Origin of the sequence: Pseudomonas sp. 18.1.10, assembly GCF_024655625.1 — a bacterium.
Taxonomy (GTDB): Bacteria; Pseudomonadota; Gammaproteobacteria; order Pseudomonadales; family Pseudomonadaceae; genus Aquipseudomonas.
The window spans coordinates 1-15,824 of record NZ_JANLGL010000140.1 but is presented as its reverse complement, the minus strand read 5'-3'; the positions used below and the strand labels follow the sequence as shown (position 1 = coordinate 15,824).

General features: G+C 58.4%; 12 protein-coding genes and 4 tRNA genes. 13 read left to right on the top strand and 3 right to left on the bottom strand.

The genetic code is table 11. From position 1 onward, the window contains the following. Positions 1 to 86: 86 nt before the first annotated feature. On the bottom strand, positions 87 to 1,010 hold the full coding sequence (pbpG, locus tag NUV89_RS20775) for a D-alanyl-D-alanine endopeptidase (RefSeq protein WP_257782773.1): 924 nt from the start codon (positions 1,008 to 1,010) through the stop codon (positions 87 to 89). 327 nt (positions 1,011 to 1,337) lie between these two features. On the opposite strand from pbpG, the gene NUV89_RS20770 reads away from it, so the two are divergent. Beyond that, positions 1,338 to 2,033 (top strand): alpha/beta hydrolase, encoded by a 696-nt coding sequence (locus NUV89_RS20770; RefSeq protein ID WP_257782772.1) that lies wholly within the window; start codon positions 1,338 to 1,340, stop codon positions 2,031 to 2,033. Positions 2,034 to 2,115: 82 nt separating this feature from the next. Here the strand turns inward: NUV89_RS20770 and folD are convergent, their stop codons facing one another. Then, a complete protein-coding gene (gene folD, locus NUV89_RS20765; RefSeq protein WP_124528853.1) occupies positions 2,116 to 2,970 on the bottom strand; it encodes a bifunctional methylenetetrahydrofolate dehydrogenase/methenyltetrahydrofolate cyclohydrolase FolD in 855 nt (284 codons plus the stop codon). A gap of 280 nt (positions 2,971 to 3,250) precedes the next feature. On the opposite strand from folD, the gene NUV89_RS20760 reads away from it, so the two are divergent. From NUV89_RS20760 to NUV89_RS20715, 10 genes are all read left to right on the top strand, one after another. Then, a tRNA-Arg gene (locus NUV89_RS20760) sits at positions 3,251 to 3,327 on the top strand. Between the two features lie 32 nt (positions 3,328 to 3,359). Beyond that, positions 3,360 to 3,435: transfer RNA gene (locus NUV89_RS20755), tRNA-His, on the top strand. A gap of 57 nt (positions 3,436 to 3,492) precedes the next feature. After that, a tRNA-Leu gene (locus tag NUV89_RS20750) sits at positions 3,493 to 3,577 on the top strand. 79 nt (positions 3,578 to 3,656) lie between these two features. Beyond that, a tRNA-His gene (locus NUV89_RS20745) sits at positions 3,657 to 3,732 on the top strand. Between the two features lie 400 nt (positions 3,733 to 4,132). Beyond that, entirely contained in the window at positions 4,133 to 5,443 is a 1,311-nt protein-coding gene (gene tig / locus NUV89_RS20740) for a trigger factor (RefSeq protein WP_257782771.1), read from the top strand. Between the two features lie 91 nt (positions 5,444 to 5,534). After that, positions 5,535 to 6,170, top strand: coding sequence for an ATP-dependent Clp endopeptidase proteolytic subunit ClpP (clpP, locus tag NUV89_RS20735; RefSeq protein WP_017736926.1), 636 nt, complete (start codon positions 5,535 to 5,537; stop codon positions 6,168 to 6,170). A gap of 112 nt (positions 6,171 to 6,282) precedes the next feature. Next, positions 6,283 to 7,566: an ATP-dependent Clp protease ATP-binding subunit ClpX gene (clpX, locus tag NUV89_RS20730; RefSeq protein WP_017136464.1), complete on the top strand. Its 1,284-nt coding sequence runs from the start codon at positions 6,283 to 6,285 to the stop codon at positions 7,564 to 7,566. A 175-nt stretch (positions 7,567 to 7,741) separates the two neighbouring features. Beyond that, positions 7,742 to 10,138 carry an endopeptidase La gene (gene lon / locus NUV89_RS20725; RefSeq protein ID WP_124528857.1) on the top strand — a complete coding sequence of 799 codons (2,397 nt, stop codon included), beginning with the start codon at positions 7,742 to 7,744 and terminating at the stop codon, positions 10,136 to 10,138. Positions 10,139 to 10,288: 150 nt separating this feature from the next. After that, positions 10,289 to 10,561 carry an HU family DNA-binding protein gene (locus tag NUV89_RS20720; protein WP_003174819.1) on the top strand — a complete coding sequence of 91 codons (273 nt, stop codon included), beginning with the start codon at positions 10,289 to 10,291 and terminating at the stop codon, positions 10,559 to 10,561. Between the two features lie 230 nt (positions 10,562 to 10,791). Then, the gene (locus NUV89_RS20715; RefSeq protein WP_257782770.1) at positions 10,792 to 12,666 is read left to right on the top strand and encodes a SurA N-terminal domain-containing protein; all 1,875 of its coding nucleotides are present in this window, start codon (positions 10,792 to 10,794) and stop codon (positions 12,664 to 12,666) included. Between the two features lie 48 nt (positions 12,667 to 12,714). Here NUV89_RS20715 and NUV89_RS20710 read toward each other — a convergent pair whose 3' ends face one another. Beyond that, on the bottom strand, positions 12,715 to 13,872 hold the full coding sequence (locus NUV89_RS20710) for an MFS transporter (protein WP_257782769.1): 1,158 nt from the start codon (positions 13,870 to 13,872) through the stop codon (positions 12,715 to 12,717). A gap of 114 nt (positions 13,873 to 13,986) precedes the next feature. Here NUV89_RS20710 and NUV89_RS20705 point away from each other — a divergent pair, with 114 nt between their 5' ends. After that, on the top strand, positions 13,987 to 14,886 hold the full coding sequence (locus tag NUV89_RS20705) for a LysR family transcriptional regulator (protein ID WP_257782768.1): 900 nt from the start codon (positions 13,987 to 13,989) through the stop codon (positions 14,884 to 14,886). 89 nt (positions 14,887 to 14,975) lie between these two features. After that, on the top strand, positions 14,976 to 15,743 hold the full coding sequence (locus NUV89_RS20700; RefSeq protein WP_257782767.1) for a DUF2242 domain-containing protein: 768 nt from the start codon (positions 14,976 to 14,978) through the stop codon (positions 15,741 to 15,743). Positions 15,744 to 15,824: the final 81 nt, after the last annotated feature.

Sequence of the window (15,824 nt, the reverse complement as noted above, 5' to 3'; positions counted from 1 at the left end):
CAGGTATTACAACTGGCCCACCGCATTCGCGAGCAAGCCCGCTCCCACACAAGCCCGCTCCCACACAAAGCAGCTCTCAGGTTCTTTTAGCGGCGCACTTCTGCCGCACTCGGCCGATTCTTCAGGTTCTTGTCAGCCTTGTAGCGCAACGCTACATCCGGCACCGAACCGCTCTTGCCGGTCTCGACCCAATTGCGAATCCGCCCGGCATCGGCGAAGTGGGTGAATTTGCCGAACGCATCGAGGATCACCAGCGACACCGGACGATTACCCATGCTGGTCACCAGCACCAGGCAGTGACCGGCCTGGTTGGTGAAACCGGTCTTGGTCAGCTTGATGTCCCAGTTGGCGCGGTTGATCAGATGGTCGGTGTTGGAGAAACCCAGGGTGTAGTTGGGTTTGCGGAACGAAACCGTCTTTTCCTTGGTGGTGCTCAACTGGCTGAGCAGCGGGTAATGACGCGCGGCGGCCAGCAGCTTGCTGAGGTCACGGGCGGTGGACACGTTGTGGATCGACAGGCCAGTGGGCTCGACATAGTGGGTGCTGGTCATGCCCAGCGCCTTGGCCTTGGCGTTCATCGCCGCGATAAACGCCGGGTAGCCGCCCGGATAGTGGTGGGCCAGGCTGGCCGCTGCGCGGTTTTCCGAGGACATCAGGGCGATCAGCAGCATTTCTTTGCGCGGCATTTCGCTGCCGATCTTCACGCGGGAGAACACGCCTTTCATTTCCGGCGTGTCCTTGATGTTGATATCGATGTATTCGTCCATGTTCTGCTTGGCTTCGAGCACGATCAACCCGGTCATCAGTTTGCTCACCGAAGCGATGGGCACCACCACGTCGGGGTTGCTGGAGTAGATGACCTTGTTGGTCTGCAAGTCCACCAGCATGGCGCTGCCGGAGGCGATTTGCAGTTTGGAGGTGTCACGCGGGGCCTGGGTGGTTTCGGCAGCGTGGGCGAAAGTGCCTGTAAAGACAAAAAATAGGCTGGCGATAGAGAGACGAATTTTCACGCGGATGAACTCGCTAAAAGTAAGGAAATACCGTTGGCAAACGGGTTTTGTGACAAATGCCGTTACATTTTAGGAGTATGGATCAGAAAACGATAGAGAGCCTTTAAATAAAGGCTGTAAGCCGATGATTGGTAGGGTTTGTCGCGATTTTGTAGCGACTGGGAAGGGGCCGTCAGGTGGCCGTTTCGCGACGCATGCAATCGTACCGATTTGAGCTTTAATGAACACACCAAAAAACGTCTGCAGTCGGGTGCCTGAAGTCATGGCGGGACGGCTCGACACTGCTCCATCCTGCGGACCCTCTTCACTGATAGCGGAGTTCCAGCAATGAGTAATAAGCCGACGATTTTGCTTGTTCACGGGTTTTGGGGTGGTGCGGCGCACTGGGGCAAAGTGATTGTTGAGTTGAATCGCAAGGGTTACGCCATACGCGCGGTCGAGATGCCGCTGACCTCGCTGGCCGACGATGCTGAACGTACGCGCAAAATGATTGCCCAGGAAAAAGGGCCAGTACTGCTGGTGGGTCATTCATATGGTGGCGCGGTCATTACTGAAGCGGGCGACCAGCCGAATGTCATCGGGTTGGTCTATATAGCGGCATTCGCCCCGGATGCCGGGGAGAGCCCGGGCGAGATCACCCAGCGCCACCCGCCCCAGGCGGTGGCGAACCTTGAACCTGACAGTGACGGGTATCTGTGGGTAAAGCAGGATAAATACCCTGAGAGCTTCTGCCAGGACCTGCCTGCCGACGAGGCGTTGGTGATGGCGGTGACGCAAAAGGCACCGCTTGCCAGCACGTTTGGCGATACGGTCACGGCGCCTGCCTGGAAGAAGAAGCCGTCCTGGTATCAAGTGTCCAGCGACGACCGGATGATTCATCCTGAAAACCAGCGGTTGATGGCGGCAAGGCTCAATCCCCGGGGCACGATTACCTTGGCGACCAGCCATGCTTCGCTGGCGAGTAAGTCCGCCGAGGTGGCGGCGTTTATTGATGAGGCGGCGGTTGCTGCTTCTTGCGGCTGATCTTGGGGGTGTGGAGACGGGTTTTCTGTCGGCAATAAAAAAGCCCTGCATCGATGCAGGGCTTTTTCATGGCGGCTGGTTATCAGCCGTGCAGCGTTTCTGCCGCATACAGCGTGTTTTCCAGCAGGCAGGCACGGGTCATCGGGCCTACGCCGCCAGGGACTGGCGTGATCCAGCCGGCACGGGGCAGGGCGGTTTCGTACACCACGTCGCCCACCAGCTTGCCGTCTTCCTGGCGGTTGATGCCAACGTCGATGACGATGGCGCCTTCCTTGATCCACTCGCCTTTCACCAGGCCCGGCTTGCCGGCGGCGACGACTACCAGATCAGCACGGCCGACGTGGCCGGCGAGGTCTTTGGTAAAACGGTGGGTCACGGTGACGGTGCAACCCGCCAGCAGCAACTCCATGGCCATCGGGCGACCAACAATGTTGGACGCGCCGACCACCACGGCGTCGAGGCCGTACAGATCGACGCCGGTGCTTTCCAGCAAGGTCATGATGCCTTTGGGCGTGCAGGGGCGCAGTAGCGGAATGCGCTGGGCGAGGCGGCCGACGTTATAAGGGTGGAAACCGTCAACGTCCTTGTCCGGGCGGATGCGCTCCAGCAGCTTGGACGCGTCCAGGTGCTCGGGCAGCGGCAACTGTAACAGGATGCCGTCGATGGCCGGGTCGTCGTTCAGGCTGTCGATCAGGTCGGTCAGCGCCTGTTGGGTGGTGTCAGAAGGCAAGTCGTAGGCCTTGGAAATAAAGCCGACCTCTTCACAGTCTTTACGCTTGTGCGAGACATAAACCTGAGAGGCAGGATCGCTGCCGACCAGGATCACCGCGAGGCCAGGCGTGCGCAGGCCTTGCTGGCTACGCTCGGTGACTCGTTTGGCGATCTGCTGGCGCAGGCTGGCGGCGATTGATTTGCCGTCGATAAGTTGTGCAGTCATTACGCGTGATTAACCATCGAGAGGGGGAAGAAATGTGCGCGCATTCTCGCATGCCACGGCGTGAGGGCAAAGGCGCTTGGTCTGCAAATTGCCCTAACCCCTTAAATAAAATGAATTTTTTTCAAAAAAGATTTGACGGCTTTCCGAGGCGTCTATACTATTCGTCGCACTTGTCGGGCACAGCCTAGCACTGGTTAAGAAGGTCGAGCAGAATAGTGTGTTTGTTCTGCAAGGCTGGAAGCACTTAGTTTGTAATCCTCCAAGAGTACAGATTAATAAGGCGCCCGTAGCTCAGCTGGATAGAGCATCCGCCTTCTAAGCGGATGGTCGCAGGTTCGAGTCCTGCCGGGTGCGCCATTAGGCAGCTTTGGCACAAGTAGCGTTAGATGGTGGGCGTAGCTCAGTTGGTAGAGCACGGGATTGTGACTCCCGTTGTCGAGGGTTCGATCCCCTTCGTCCACCCCATATTTTGAAAAGGCGCCAGATTAAACGTCTGGCGCCTTTGCTTTAAGAGCTTCAAGCGCGGATGTGGTGGAATTGGTAGACACACTGGATTTAGGTTCCAGCGCCGCGAGGCGTAAGAGTTCGAGTCTCTTCATCCGCACCAATTTCAAGGCGTCGCCCTGCCGCAAGGTGAGGTGAGGTTCAACAAAGAAGATGTTTGAGTTCTTTGTTAATGCAATATGGTGGGCGTAGCTCAGTTGGTAGAGCACGGGATTGTGACTCCCGTTGTCGAGGGTTCGATCCCCTTCGTCCACCCCATATTCGAAAGGCGCCAGATTTAACAGTCTGGCGCCTTTTTTGGTTTTAGCGGTGCAGATTTTCGGCGGCTGCAGGTTCTGGGTCGCAAGGCCAGGGCGCTTCATCGTATTTATGTGTCTCGATGATGCTGCGCTGCCTGCCAGCCCTGCATGCGGGGTGGACCGTCAGGGAGATGAGTGGCGACCTCTTCTATATATAGGAGGGGCGGCGCAGAGCCCTGGCGTGATGGGATGTATTTGTCACCGGGGCGAGGTGCATCCGTGCCTTCGAACCGATAAATTGCCGGCTGTTTTCTGGCGTATTTCCAGCAGGGTGACTTCTTGAGTTTGACCCTCTAGAATGCATGCCCTTGATTGGGGTCGGAAATGGCCGGCTAACGTCTGTGCAACGAGGAATATCCATGCAAGTTTCTGTTGAAAATACTACTGCTATCGAGCGCCGCCTGAGCATTTCCGTGCCGGCAGAGCGTGTTGAGACTGCGGTCAACAAGCGTCTGCAGCAGACTGCCCAGAAGGCCAAGATCGCTGGTTTCCGTCCAGGCAAAGTGCCGATGAGCGAAATCAAGCGTCGTTTTGGTGCTGATGCGCGCCAGGACGCTGTGGGTGATGTGATCCAGGCTTCCTTCTACGAAGCCGTAGAAGCGCAGAACCTGAAGCCAGCTGGCTCGCCTTCCATCGAGCCTAAGTCCCTCGAAGCTGGCAAGGACCTGGAATACGTTGCCGTATTCGAAGTGTTCCCGGAATTCGAAGTTGCCGGTTTCGAAGGTATCGCCGTAGAGCGCCTGAGCGCTGACGTGGCTGATGCCGACCTGGACAACATGCTGGAAATCCTGCGCAAGCAGAACACCCGTTTCGAAGTGACCGATCGCGCCGCTCAGAACGAAGACCAGCTGAACATCGATTTCGTCGGCAAGGTTGACGGCGAAGTATTCGCTGGCGGCTCCGCCAAGGGCACTCAGCTGGTGCTGGGTTCCAACCGCATGATCCCTGGCTTCGAAGACGGCCTGGTTGGCGCTAAAGCCGGCGAAGAGCGTGTTCTGAACCTGACTTTCCCTGCTGACTACCAGAACCTGGACCTGGCTGGCAAAGCCGCCGAGTTCACCGTGACCGTCAACAGTGTTTCCGAGCCTAAGCTGCCAGAGCTGAACGAAGAGTTCTTCGCTCAATTCGGTATCAAGGAAGCGACCCTGGAAGGTTTCCGCACCGAAGTTCGCAAGAACATGGAGCGCGAGCTGCGCCAGGCGATCAAATCCAAGGTGAAGAACCAGGTAATGGACGGCCTGCTGGCTGCCAACCCGATCGAAGTGCCTAAGGCCCTGCTGTCCAACGAAGTGGATCGCCTGCGCGTGCAAGCGGTTCAGCAGTTCGGTGGCAACATCAAGCCTGACCAACTGCCGGCCGAGCTGTTCGAAGAACAAGCCAAGCGCCGCGTTGTACTGGGCCTGGTCGTGGCCAAAGTGGTTGAGCAGTTCGACCTCAAGCCTGACGAAGACCGCGTTCGCGAAATGATCCAGGAAATGGCTTCGGCCTACCAGGAGCCTGAGCAGGTCGTGGCTTGGTACTACAAGAACGACCAACAGCTGAACGAAGTACGTTCGGTTGTGCTGGAAGAACAAGTTGTGGATACTGTTCTGCAGAAGGCTAAGGTGACCGATAAAGCGGTCTCTTACGAAGAAGCAGTCAAACCGGCGGAAGCAGCACAAGCCGACTGATTGTCCAACTCGTTGGAAATACAACCATAAGCCAGCCTCGCGCTGGCTTATGCGTTTTCAAGACATGACTATTTGGGAGTAACTGCAGAGCATGTTCCGTAATTCCTATATTCAGCAGAACTCTGATATCCAGGCCGCTGGCGGCCTGGTCCCGATGGTTGTCGAGCAGTCTGCTCGTGGCGAGCGCGCCTATGACATCTACTCGCGTCTTCTCAAGGAGCGAGTGATTTTCCTGGTCGGCCCTGTAGAGGACTACATGGCCAACCTGATCTGTGCGCAACTGCTGTTCCTTGAAGCGGAAAACCCGGACAAGGACATCCATCTCTACATCAACTCCCCAGGCGGTTCGGTAACGGCGGGCATGTCGATCTACGACACCATGCAGTTCATCAAGCCAAACGTGTCGACGACCTGTATCGGCCAGGCCTGCAGCATGGGCGCATTCCTGCTGACCGCAGGTGCCGAGGGCAAGCGTTTCTGCCTGCCTAACTCGCGTGTGATGATTCACCAGCCACTGGGCGGTTTCCAGGGCCAGGCATCGGACATCGAGATTCACGCCAAGGAAATCCTCTTTATTCGTGAGCGTCTCAACACGCTGATGGCCAAGCACAGCGGTCGCACCTTGGAAGAAATCGAGCGCGACACCAACCGTGACAACTTCATGAGCGCCGAAGCCGCACGTGATTACGGGTTGATCGACGCTGTGATCGACAAGCGCCCCGCTTAATATAAGCCGCTCAAAATAGGGCTGGTCGGCATGTCCGACCACTTGCGGGCTTGAAAAAGCCCGCATAAGCCTTCATCTTGTGTTGCAAGCCTATCGGATTTGGATCGAACGAATGACTGACACCCGCAACGGCGAGGACAACGGCAAGCTGCTCTATTGCTCCTTCTGCGGCAAAAGCCAGCATGAAGTGCGCAAGTTGATTGCCGGCCCCTCGGTGTTTATCTGCGACGAGTGCGTCGACCTGTGCAATGACATCATCCGCGAGGAGGTGCAGGAAGCCCAGGCCGAGAGCAGTGCGCATAAATTGCCTTCGCCTAAAGAAATCAGCGGCATCCTTGACCAGTATGTGATTGGTCAAGAGCGTGCAAAGAAGGTTCTGGCCGTAGCGGTGTACAACCACTACAAGCGCTTGAACCAGCGTGACAAGAAAGGTGACGAAGTTGAACTCGGCAAGAGCAACATCTTGCTGATCGGTCCTACAGGCTCGGGTAAAACCCTGCTTGCAGAAACCCTCGCTCGCCTGCTGAACGTTCCGTTCACCATCGCCGACGCCACCACCCTCACCGAGGCTGGCTACGTGGGTGAAGATGTCGAGAACATCATTCAGAAACTGCTGCAGAAGTGCGACTACGACGTAGAGAAGGCCCAGATGGGTATTGTCTACATCGACGAAATCGACAAGATTTCGCGCAAGTCCGACAACCCGTCGATCACCCGGGACGTTTCCGGTGAAGGCGTGCAGCAAGCCCTGTTGAAACTGATCGAAGGCACGGTCGCTTCCGTACCGCCACAAGGCGGCCGCAAGCACCCGCAGCAGGAATTCCTGCAGGTCGATACGCGTAACATCCTGTTTATCTGTGGTGGCGCGTTCTCCGGTCTCGAAAAGGTCATCCAGCAGCGTTCTACCCGTGGCGGCATTGGTTTCGGCGCGGAAGTACGCAGCAAGGAAGAAGGCAAGAAGGTGGGCGAGTCCCTGCGTGAAGTCGAGCCTGACGATCTGGTCAAGTTCGGTCTGATCCCGGAATTCGTTGGCCGTCTGCCGGTCCTGGCGACGTTGGACGAGCTGGATGAGGCTGCTCTGATTCAGATCCTCACCGAGCCGAAGAACGCCCTGACCAAGCAATACGCGAAGCTGTTCGAAATGGAAGGCGTGGACCTCGAGTTCCGTACCGACGCGCTCAAATCAGTGGCCAAGCGGGCACTGGAGCGCAAGACCGGTGCACGTGGTCTGCGTTCGATCCTCGAAGGCGTATTGCTCGACACCATGTACGAAATCCCCTCGCAGTCCGAGGTGAGTAAAGTGGTGATCGACGAAAGCGTTATAGAAGGTAAGTCCAAGCCACTGTATATCTACGAAAACAGTGAGCCGGCTGCCAAGGCTGCGCCTGACGCGTAAGCGTTTGGTAGTTGCTTTACAAACAAGGGGCCTCTAGGGGCTCCTTTGTTTTTTGGGTGAGTTTTAGCTGTAGGGTTTTTCCTGCGTTTAACTGCTGGCATTGAGCTTGTTTTTTTCGCAAGCAGCCCCCATCTTGGCTTCAAGCTTATTTTTCATCTGTCATAGAGGCGAAATCATGAAGACCACCATTGAATTGCCTCTCCTGCCGTTGCGTGATGTCGTCGTCTATCCGCACATGGTTATCCCGCTGTTCGTGGGGCGCGAGAAGTCTATCGAAGCCCTTGAGGCAGCGATGACGGGCGACAAGCAGATCCTGCTGTTGGCCCAGAAGAATCCTGCTGATGATGATCCTGGCGAAGACGCCCTGTATCGTGTCGGCACCATTGCCACTGTCCTGCAATTGCTCAAGCTGCCTGATGGCACCGTCAAGGTGCTGGTGGAAGGCGAGCAGCGCGGTGCGGTCGAGCGCTTCATGGAAGTGGACGGCCACCTGCGTGCCGAAGTGGCGCTGATCGACGAAGTCGAAGCCCCAGAGCGCGAGTCCGAAGTCTTTGTACGCAGCCTGCTCTCGCAGTTCGAGCAGTATGTGCAGTTGGGCAAGAAAGTCCCGGCTGAAGTCCTGTCTTCCCTCAACAGCATTGATGAGCCAAGCCGCCTGGTCGATACCATGGCTGCGCACATGGCACTGAAAATCGAGCAGAAGCAGGACATCCTCGAAATCATCGACCTGTCCACCCGTGTCGAACACGTGTTGGCGTTGCTGGATGCCGAAATCGACCTGTTGCAGGTTGAAAAACGCATCCGTGGTCGTGTGAAGAAACAAATGGAGCGCAGCCAGCGCGAGTACTACCTGAATGAGCAGATGAAGGCCATTCAGAAAGAACTCGGCGACAGCGAGGACGGCCACAACGAAATCGAAGAGCTGAAAAAGCGCATCGACGCCGCAGGCCTGCCTAAAGACGCCCTGACCAAAGCCACTGCCGAGCTGAACAAGCTCAAGCAGATGTCACCGATGTCGGCCGAAGCCACCGTGGTGCGCTCCTACATCGACTGGCTGGTGCAAGTGCCGTGGAAGGCGCAGACCAAAGTGCGCCTGGACCTGGCCCGCGCCGAAGATATTCTCGACGCCGACCACTATGGCCTCGAAGAAGTCAAAGAACGCATCCTCGAATACCTCGCCGTGCAAAAGCGCGTGAAGAAGATTCGTGGGCCGGTGTTGTGCCTGGTCGGTCCACCGGGTGTGGGTAAAACCTCCCTGGCCGAGTCGATTGCCAATGCGACCAACCGCAAATTCGTACGCATGGCCCTCGGCGGCGTGCGTGATGAGGCGGAAATTCGTGGTCATCGCCGTACTTACATCGGTTCGATGCCAGGAAGATTGATTCAAAAGATGACAAAGGTGGGTGTACGCAACCCGCTGTTCCTGCTCGATGAAATCGACAAAATGGGCAGCGACATGCGTGGCGACCCTGCGTCGGCCTTGCTGGAAGTGCTCGACCCCGAGCAGAACCACAATTTCAACGACCATTACCTGGAAGTCGACTACGACCTGTCCGACGTAATGTTCCTGTGCACCTCCAACTCCATGAACATTCCGCCAGCGTTGCTGGACCGGATGGAAGTGATTCGTCTGCCGGGTTACACCGAAGACGAGAAGATCAACATCGCCGTCAAGTACCTCGCGCCCAAGCAGATTTCGGCCAATGGCCTGAAGAAAGGCGAGATCGAATTTGAAGTCGGCACGATCCGCGACATCGTCCGGTACTACACCCGCGAAGCCGGTGTGCGTGGCCTGGAGCGCCAGATTGCGAAGATCTGCCGCAAGGCGGTCAAGGAACATGCGCTGGAAAAACGCTTCTCGGTGAAGGTCACGGCCGACTCCCTGGAGCACTTCCTCGGCGTGCGTAAATTCAGCTACGGCCTGGCCGAGCAACAGGATCAAGTCGGTCAGGTGACTGGCCTGGCGTGGACCCAGGTGGGCGGCGAGTTGCTGACCATCGAAGCCGCAGTCATCCCGGGCAAGGGCCAGCTGATTAAGACCGGTTCGTTGGGTGATGTGATGGTCGAATCCATCACCGCCGCGCAAACCGTGGTGCGCAGCCGCGCCAAGAGCCTGGGGATTCCCCTGGACTTCCACGAGAAGCACGACACCCACATCCATATGCCGGAAGGGGCGACCCCGAAGGATGGCCCTAGCGCGGGTGTAGGCATGTGCACGGCGCTGGTGTCGGCATTGACGGGGATTCCTGTGCGTGCGGATGTCGCCATGACCGGCGAAATCACCCTGCGCGGCCAGGTATTGGCGATCGGTGGCCTGAAAGAGAAATTGCTCGCGGCTCACCGTGGCGGTATCAAGACCGTGATCATTCCTGAAGAGAATGTTCGCGACTTGAAGGAAATTCCTGACAACATCAAGCAGGATCTGCAGATTAAACCGGTTAAATGGATTGACGAGGTCCTGCAAATTGCGCTGCAATACGCGCCGGAGCCCTTGCCGGATGTGGCTCCAGAGATAGTTGCAAAGGACGAAAAACGCGAGTCTGATTCCAAGGAAAGAATTAGCACGCATTAATGCGAATAAGCCTGGGGGCTTCCTTGACAGCTTTTTAGAGCCCTTGTTATAAAGCGGCTCTTATAAGTGTCTGTAGGCCATTCAGCACTGGTTTTTGCTTTCACCAAAAAACTTAGAATCATACTCAATAGATATATAAGGGGACTTAGAGTGAACAAGTCGGAACTGATTGATGCTATCGCTGCATCCGCTGATATCCCGAAAGCTGCTGCTGGCCGTGCGCTGGATGCAGTAATCGAATCCGTCACTGGCGCTCTGAAGGCCGGCGACTCCGTAGTACTGGTAGGCTTCGGTACTTTCTCTGTGACTGACCGCCCAGCTCGCACTGGCCGTAACCCACAGACTGGCAAAGCACTGCAAATCGCTGCTGCCAAGAAACCAGGTTTCAAAGCCGGTAAAGCCCTGAAAGAAGCTGTTAACTAAGCTTCGATCCAGCCTTTACCTACCCGGGTCGAACGCAGGTTCGACCTGGCAGCGGAGCGGCAGCAGACCCACGTATCCATCGGGTCGCCAAGCCGGGGGGAGAACGAAAGCCCCCGTCCGCTCCGCCAGTTGCGAGAAGGCGCATCCTTGGATGCGCCTTTCTTATATCCGTACTCTACCCACGCTCCACGGTTGCCAATTTTTGAAGTTCAACCGTTTCTGGGGGACGCATGCTGCAAAATATCAGGGACAATTCACAAGGCTGGATTGCCAAGACCATTATCGGGATCATCGTCGCGTTGATGGCGTTCACCGGTATCGAAGCCATTTTCCAGGCTTCCGGTAACAACAAGCAGGACGTGGCCAAGGTCAACGGTGAAGAGATTACTCAAACCGAATTGAGCCAGGCCGTCGATATGCAACGCCGTCAGCTGATGCAACAGCTGGGCAAGGATTTCGACGCTTCGCTGCTGGACGAAAAACTGCTGCGCGAAGCGGCCCTCAAGGGTTTGATCGATCGCAAGCTGTTGCTGCAAGGCGCTGCGGACTCCAAGTTCGGCTTCTCCGAGGCGGCACTGGACCAGACGATCCTGCTGACGCCTGAGTTCCAGGTGGACGGCAAGTTCAGCCCTGAGCGCTTTGACCAGGTGATCCGTCAGCTGGGCTACAGCCGTATGCAATTCCGTCAGATGCTGACGCAGGAAATGCTCATCGGCCAGGTTCGCGCAGGTATCGCTGGCAGCGGTTTTGTCACCGATGCCGAAGTGCTGGCATTCGCCCGCCTGGAAAAACAGACCCGCGATTTCGCCACCGTCAACATCAAGGCCAACCCGGCTGCGGTGAAGCTCACTGACGACGAGGTCAAGGCTTACTACGACCAGCACGCCAAAGAGTTTATGACCCCGGACCAGGTGGTCATCGACTACCTGGAATTGAAGAAGTCGTCCTTCTTCGACCAGGTCAGCGTCAAGGACGAAGAGCTGCAGGCTGCCTATCAGAAAGAAACCGCCAACCTCGCTGAACAGCGTCGTGCCGCGCACATTCTGATTGAAGTCAACGACAAGGTCACCGAGGCGCAAGCCAAGGCCAAGATCGAAGAGATCCAGGCGCGCCTGGCCAAGGGTGAGAAGTTCGAAGCCCTGGCCAAGGAGTTCTCCCAGGATCCAGGTTCTGCCAACAATGGCGGCGACCTCGGCTTTGCCGGCCCTGGCGTCTACGACCCGGACTTCGAAACCGCCCTGTATGCGTTGAAGCAGGACCAGGTTTCGGCACCGGTTCGCTCGTCCTTCGGTTGGCACTTGATTAAGCTGTTGGGCGTTGAAGCACCCCAGGTGCCATCGTTTGCCAGCCTGAAAGACAAGCTGACCCGCGAGCTCAAGACCCAGCAGGTTGAGCAACGTTTTGTCGAAGCGACCAAGCAATTGGAAGATGCGGCATTCGAGGCCTCCGACCTGGCTCAACCGGCGTCCGACCTGAAGCTGACCGTGCACACCTCCGCGCCGTTTGGCCGTGAAGGTGGCGAAGGTGTTGCGGCCAACCGTGCCGTGCTCACCGCCGCGTTCAGCCCGGAAGTGCTGGATGAGGGTGCCAACAGCACCGCCATCGAGCTGGACCCGGAAACCATCATCGTGCTGCGTGCCAAAGAGCATCTGAAGCCAACGCAACTGCCGCTGGAAAGCGTAGCAGCAGCGATTCGCGCACAGATGAGCAAGGAACGTGCAAGCGCAGCGGCCAAGGCCCACGCTGACGAGTTGATCGCCAGCCTGCGTGACGGCAAGACGCCATTGAACCAACCGGTCGATGGCCAGGCGTGGAAAGTGACTGAAGCGGCCAGCCGCAATCAGGAAGCGATCGACCCAGCCGTGCTGCAAGCCCTGTTCCGCATGCCCAAGCCTGCGGCCAAGGACAAGCCGACCTTCACCACCGTGACCCTGGCTGACGGTAGCCTGGTGATCGTGCGCTTGAACGGCGTTAACGAAGCGGCTGCCCCGACGGACGAAGAAAAGGCGCAAATCCGCCGCTTCCTCGCTTCCCGCGTTGGCCAGCAAGACTTTGCTGCGTACCGCAAGCAGTTGGAAAGCCAGGCTGACATCAAGAAGTTCTGATGCCAGCTTGAACAATAAGCCCCCGGCCTGAAAAGACCGGGGGCTTTTTCATGGGCGTTTAAAAAGGGCCAGGGCCATCAACCCCACCACCGCCCACGGAAATGCGATTACCCCCCAGCCCTGCAGCAGCAAGCCACCCACCAACCCACCGCCTGCGATGCCCAGGTTCCACACGGTGACCAGCATCGACTGCGCGGCATCCGCCGAGTCGCCAGCGGCCTTGGCCAGAGCGGTTTGCAACAAGGCCGGCAGGCCGCCGAACGCCAGGCCCCATAAGGCCACGGCGAGGTAGATCACGCTGGGGGAGGTGATCCAGAACGCCAACGCCAGGGCGATCAGGCCAAACAGCACGCAACTGAACAGCACCAGCTTGCGTAACCAGCGATCGATCAACACGCCCGTCATCCAGATGCTCAACAGCGCGGCGACACCAAAGACCAGCAGCACGCGGTCAATCTCCCCCGCAAGTCCGGCGGGAACCAACAGTGGAGCGATGTAGGTGTAGAGAATGTTGTGGGCCAGCACGTAGGTAAACGTCACCCACAGCACCGGACGAATCCCGGGCAAGGTCAATACCTGACGCAGGCCCAGGCGTTTGCCGGTGGCTTGCCCGGCAAAATCCGGCAGCTGCCAGCGCGCCCAGATCAGCAACACCAGCGTCAGCCCGGTCATGATCGCAAAGCTCAGGCGCCAGCCGACGACGGTCCCCAGCAAGGTACCCGCCGGGACGCCGAGGGATAACGCCAGCGGCGCGCCCAGCATCGCTACGGCAATCGCTCGGCCTTGCAGGTGGGGCGCGACCATCCGGCTCGCATAACCCGCCAGCAGCGCCCAGAGCAGTCCGGCAAAGACCCCGGCGAAAAAGCGCGCCACTAGGGTCAGCCCGTAATGGCTTGAGAGCGCGGTGACGCTGTTGACTAAGGCAAAACCACCGATGGCCACGAGCAGCAATGGCCGTCGGCGCCAGCCGCGGGTCCACAAGGTCAGCGGGATGGCGGCGAGCAATGAGCCCAGGGCGTAAAACGTGACCAATTGGCCGACGAGGGCGGGTGACACCCCCAGGCCCTCGCCCATTTGTGGCAAAAGCCCGGCGGGCATGGCTTCGGTAAGGATGGTGATAAATCCGGCGCATGCCAGTGCCAATAAACCACCCAACGGGAGCCTATCGTCCTGGGCTGTGGTTGCGGATTCGCTAAGTGCTGTCATGACGCTATATCCCTGAAAAAGACCAAGGCGCCAGAGTAGGGGGCTGTGGGCGGCGGAAAAACAGGCTAAGGTTCCGAACTTATCGGACAGGGGTGTCCGCAATGGAGGGGCATCATGGACAGTCTGGGCAGTCTTTCGATATTCGTGCAGGTCGCGGAGGCCCGCAGCTTCACCGCTGCCGGGCGCGTGCTGGGCATTTCTTCCTCGGCGGTAGGCAAAAGCATTGCACGCATGGAAGAACGTCTCGGCGTGCGCCTGTTCCACCGCAGTACGCGCAGCATCACCTTGACCGCCGAGGGTGCGTTGTTCCTTGAGCGCTCGCGGCGCATCCTGGCCGAGGTCGAGGCGGCTGAGCGCGAGCTGACCGAGGCCAGCGCCACACCGCGGGGCAAACTGCGCATCAGCGTGCCGCAAGTGCGCGGCCTGTTGATGCCGGTGCTCAGCGACTTTATGCGTGCCTATCCGGAGATCGAGCTGGATGTGGATTTTTCCGACCGCATGGTGGACGTGATCGAGGAAGGTTTCGACGCGGTGATTCGCACCGGCAAGCCGGAAGATTCGCGCTTGATGGCGCGGCACCTGGGGCATTACCAGTTGGTGCTGGTCGGCACGCCGGCGTATTTCCAGGAACACGGCACCCCACAACGGCCCCAGGACTTGAGTGACCATGCCTGCCTGCGGCACAAGTTCTGCGCCACCGGCAAGCTGGAGGCGTGGCCGCTGCGCCTCGAGCCCGGCGAGACTGAACCGACCTTGCGTACGCCCTTGGTCAGCACCACCATCGAATCCCTCAACCACGTGGCGCACGAAGGGCTGGGCGTCGCTTGCCTGCCCGATTACATGGTCAACCAGGCCGTGGGAGCAGGGCGCTTGCAACGGGTGCTGGACGACTACCTGGAGCACCGTGGCAGTTTCTGGATGCTGTGGCCCTCCAGCCGCCATGCCTCAGCCAAATTGCGCGTGTTTATCGACCATATGTGCGCTGGTCTTTTTCCTGCAGGCCCCAGCGCGTAGGGCTGTGACGTTTTACCGACAGGAATCCGCGCGCCAAGGCCTCGTTCTGTTGCACAATACCGCCCGGACCGTTTTTCTCAGGATTTTCAATGTTGACATCATTTCACTTGCGCAGCCTTGGCCTGGCGCTGGTGCTGGCGGGCGCCGCGGGCTGCTCGTCACCCAAGACCGCTATTTATGAACATGAGAATTTCGACGACTCCGGTACGTTTTCCCGTGACTACCCAGTGACCGATGTGGCTGCGTGCGAAGCCGCGCGCCGTGCGTTGCTGAGCCAGGGCTACATCATCACCAGCAGCGATCCGAAGCTGGTGGTAGGTAACAAGAGTTTCCAGCAGACCGGCGAGAGCCATCTGCAGATCAGCTTCAACGTGGTGTGTGCCGATGATGGCAAGGGCACCAACCACTCGACGATGTTTGCCAACGCCTTGCAGGACCGCTACGCTCTGAAGAAGGTCAACAACTCCGCGAGCCTGGGGGTTGGCGTGCTGGGTTCGGTGTCGATGCCGATTGGCTCCACCGATGACTCGATGGTGAAGGTGGCGAGTGAAACCGTGTCGGCGCCGAAGTTCTACGAGCGTTACTTTGCGCTGGTGGACGTGTTCCTGCCGCAAGAAGTGAAGAAGGCCGAGCATATTCCCGAGCAGCCGAAAGCTGACCTGGGTGTGCCGGAGCCGAAGGCCGCGCCGGTTGCCGAGAAGGTCGAGGCGCCCGCGGCTGCCGAGCCGGTGGCCCCGCCGGCAGAAGCTGCACCGATTGCCCCTCAAGAGGCGCCAGCGCCTGCGCCGGCGACGAGCAACCCGGACCTGCCGGCGCCGACCGAAGCGATTCCTCCGCTGCCTGGCACCAATCCTTAGGTAGTCGACGATCCAATGTGGGAGCGGGCTTGCTCGCGAATGCGGTGTGTCAGTCAACAGATTCATTGGCTGATCCACTGC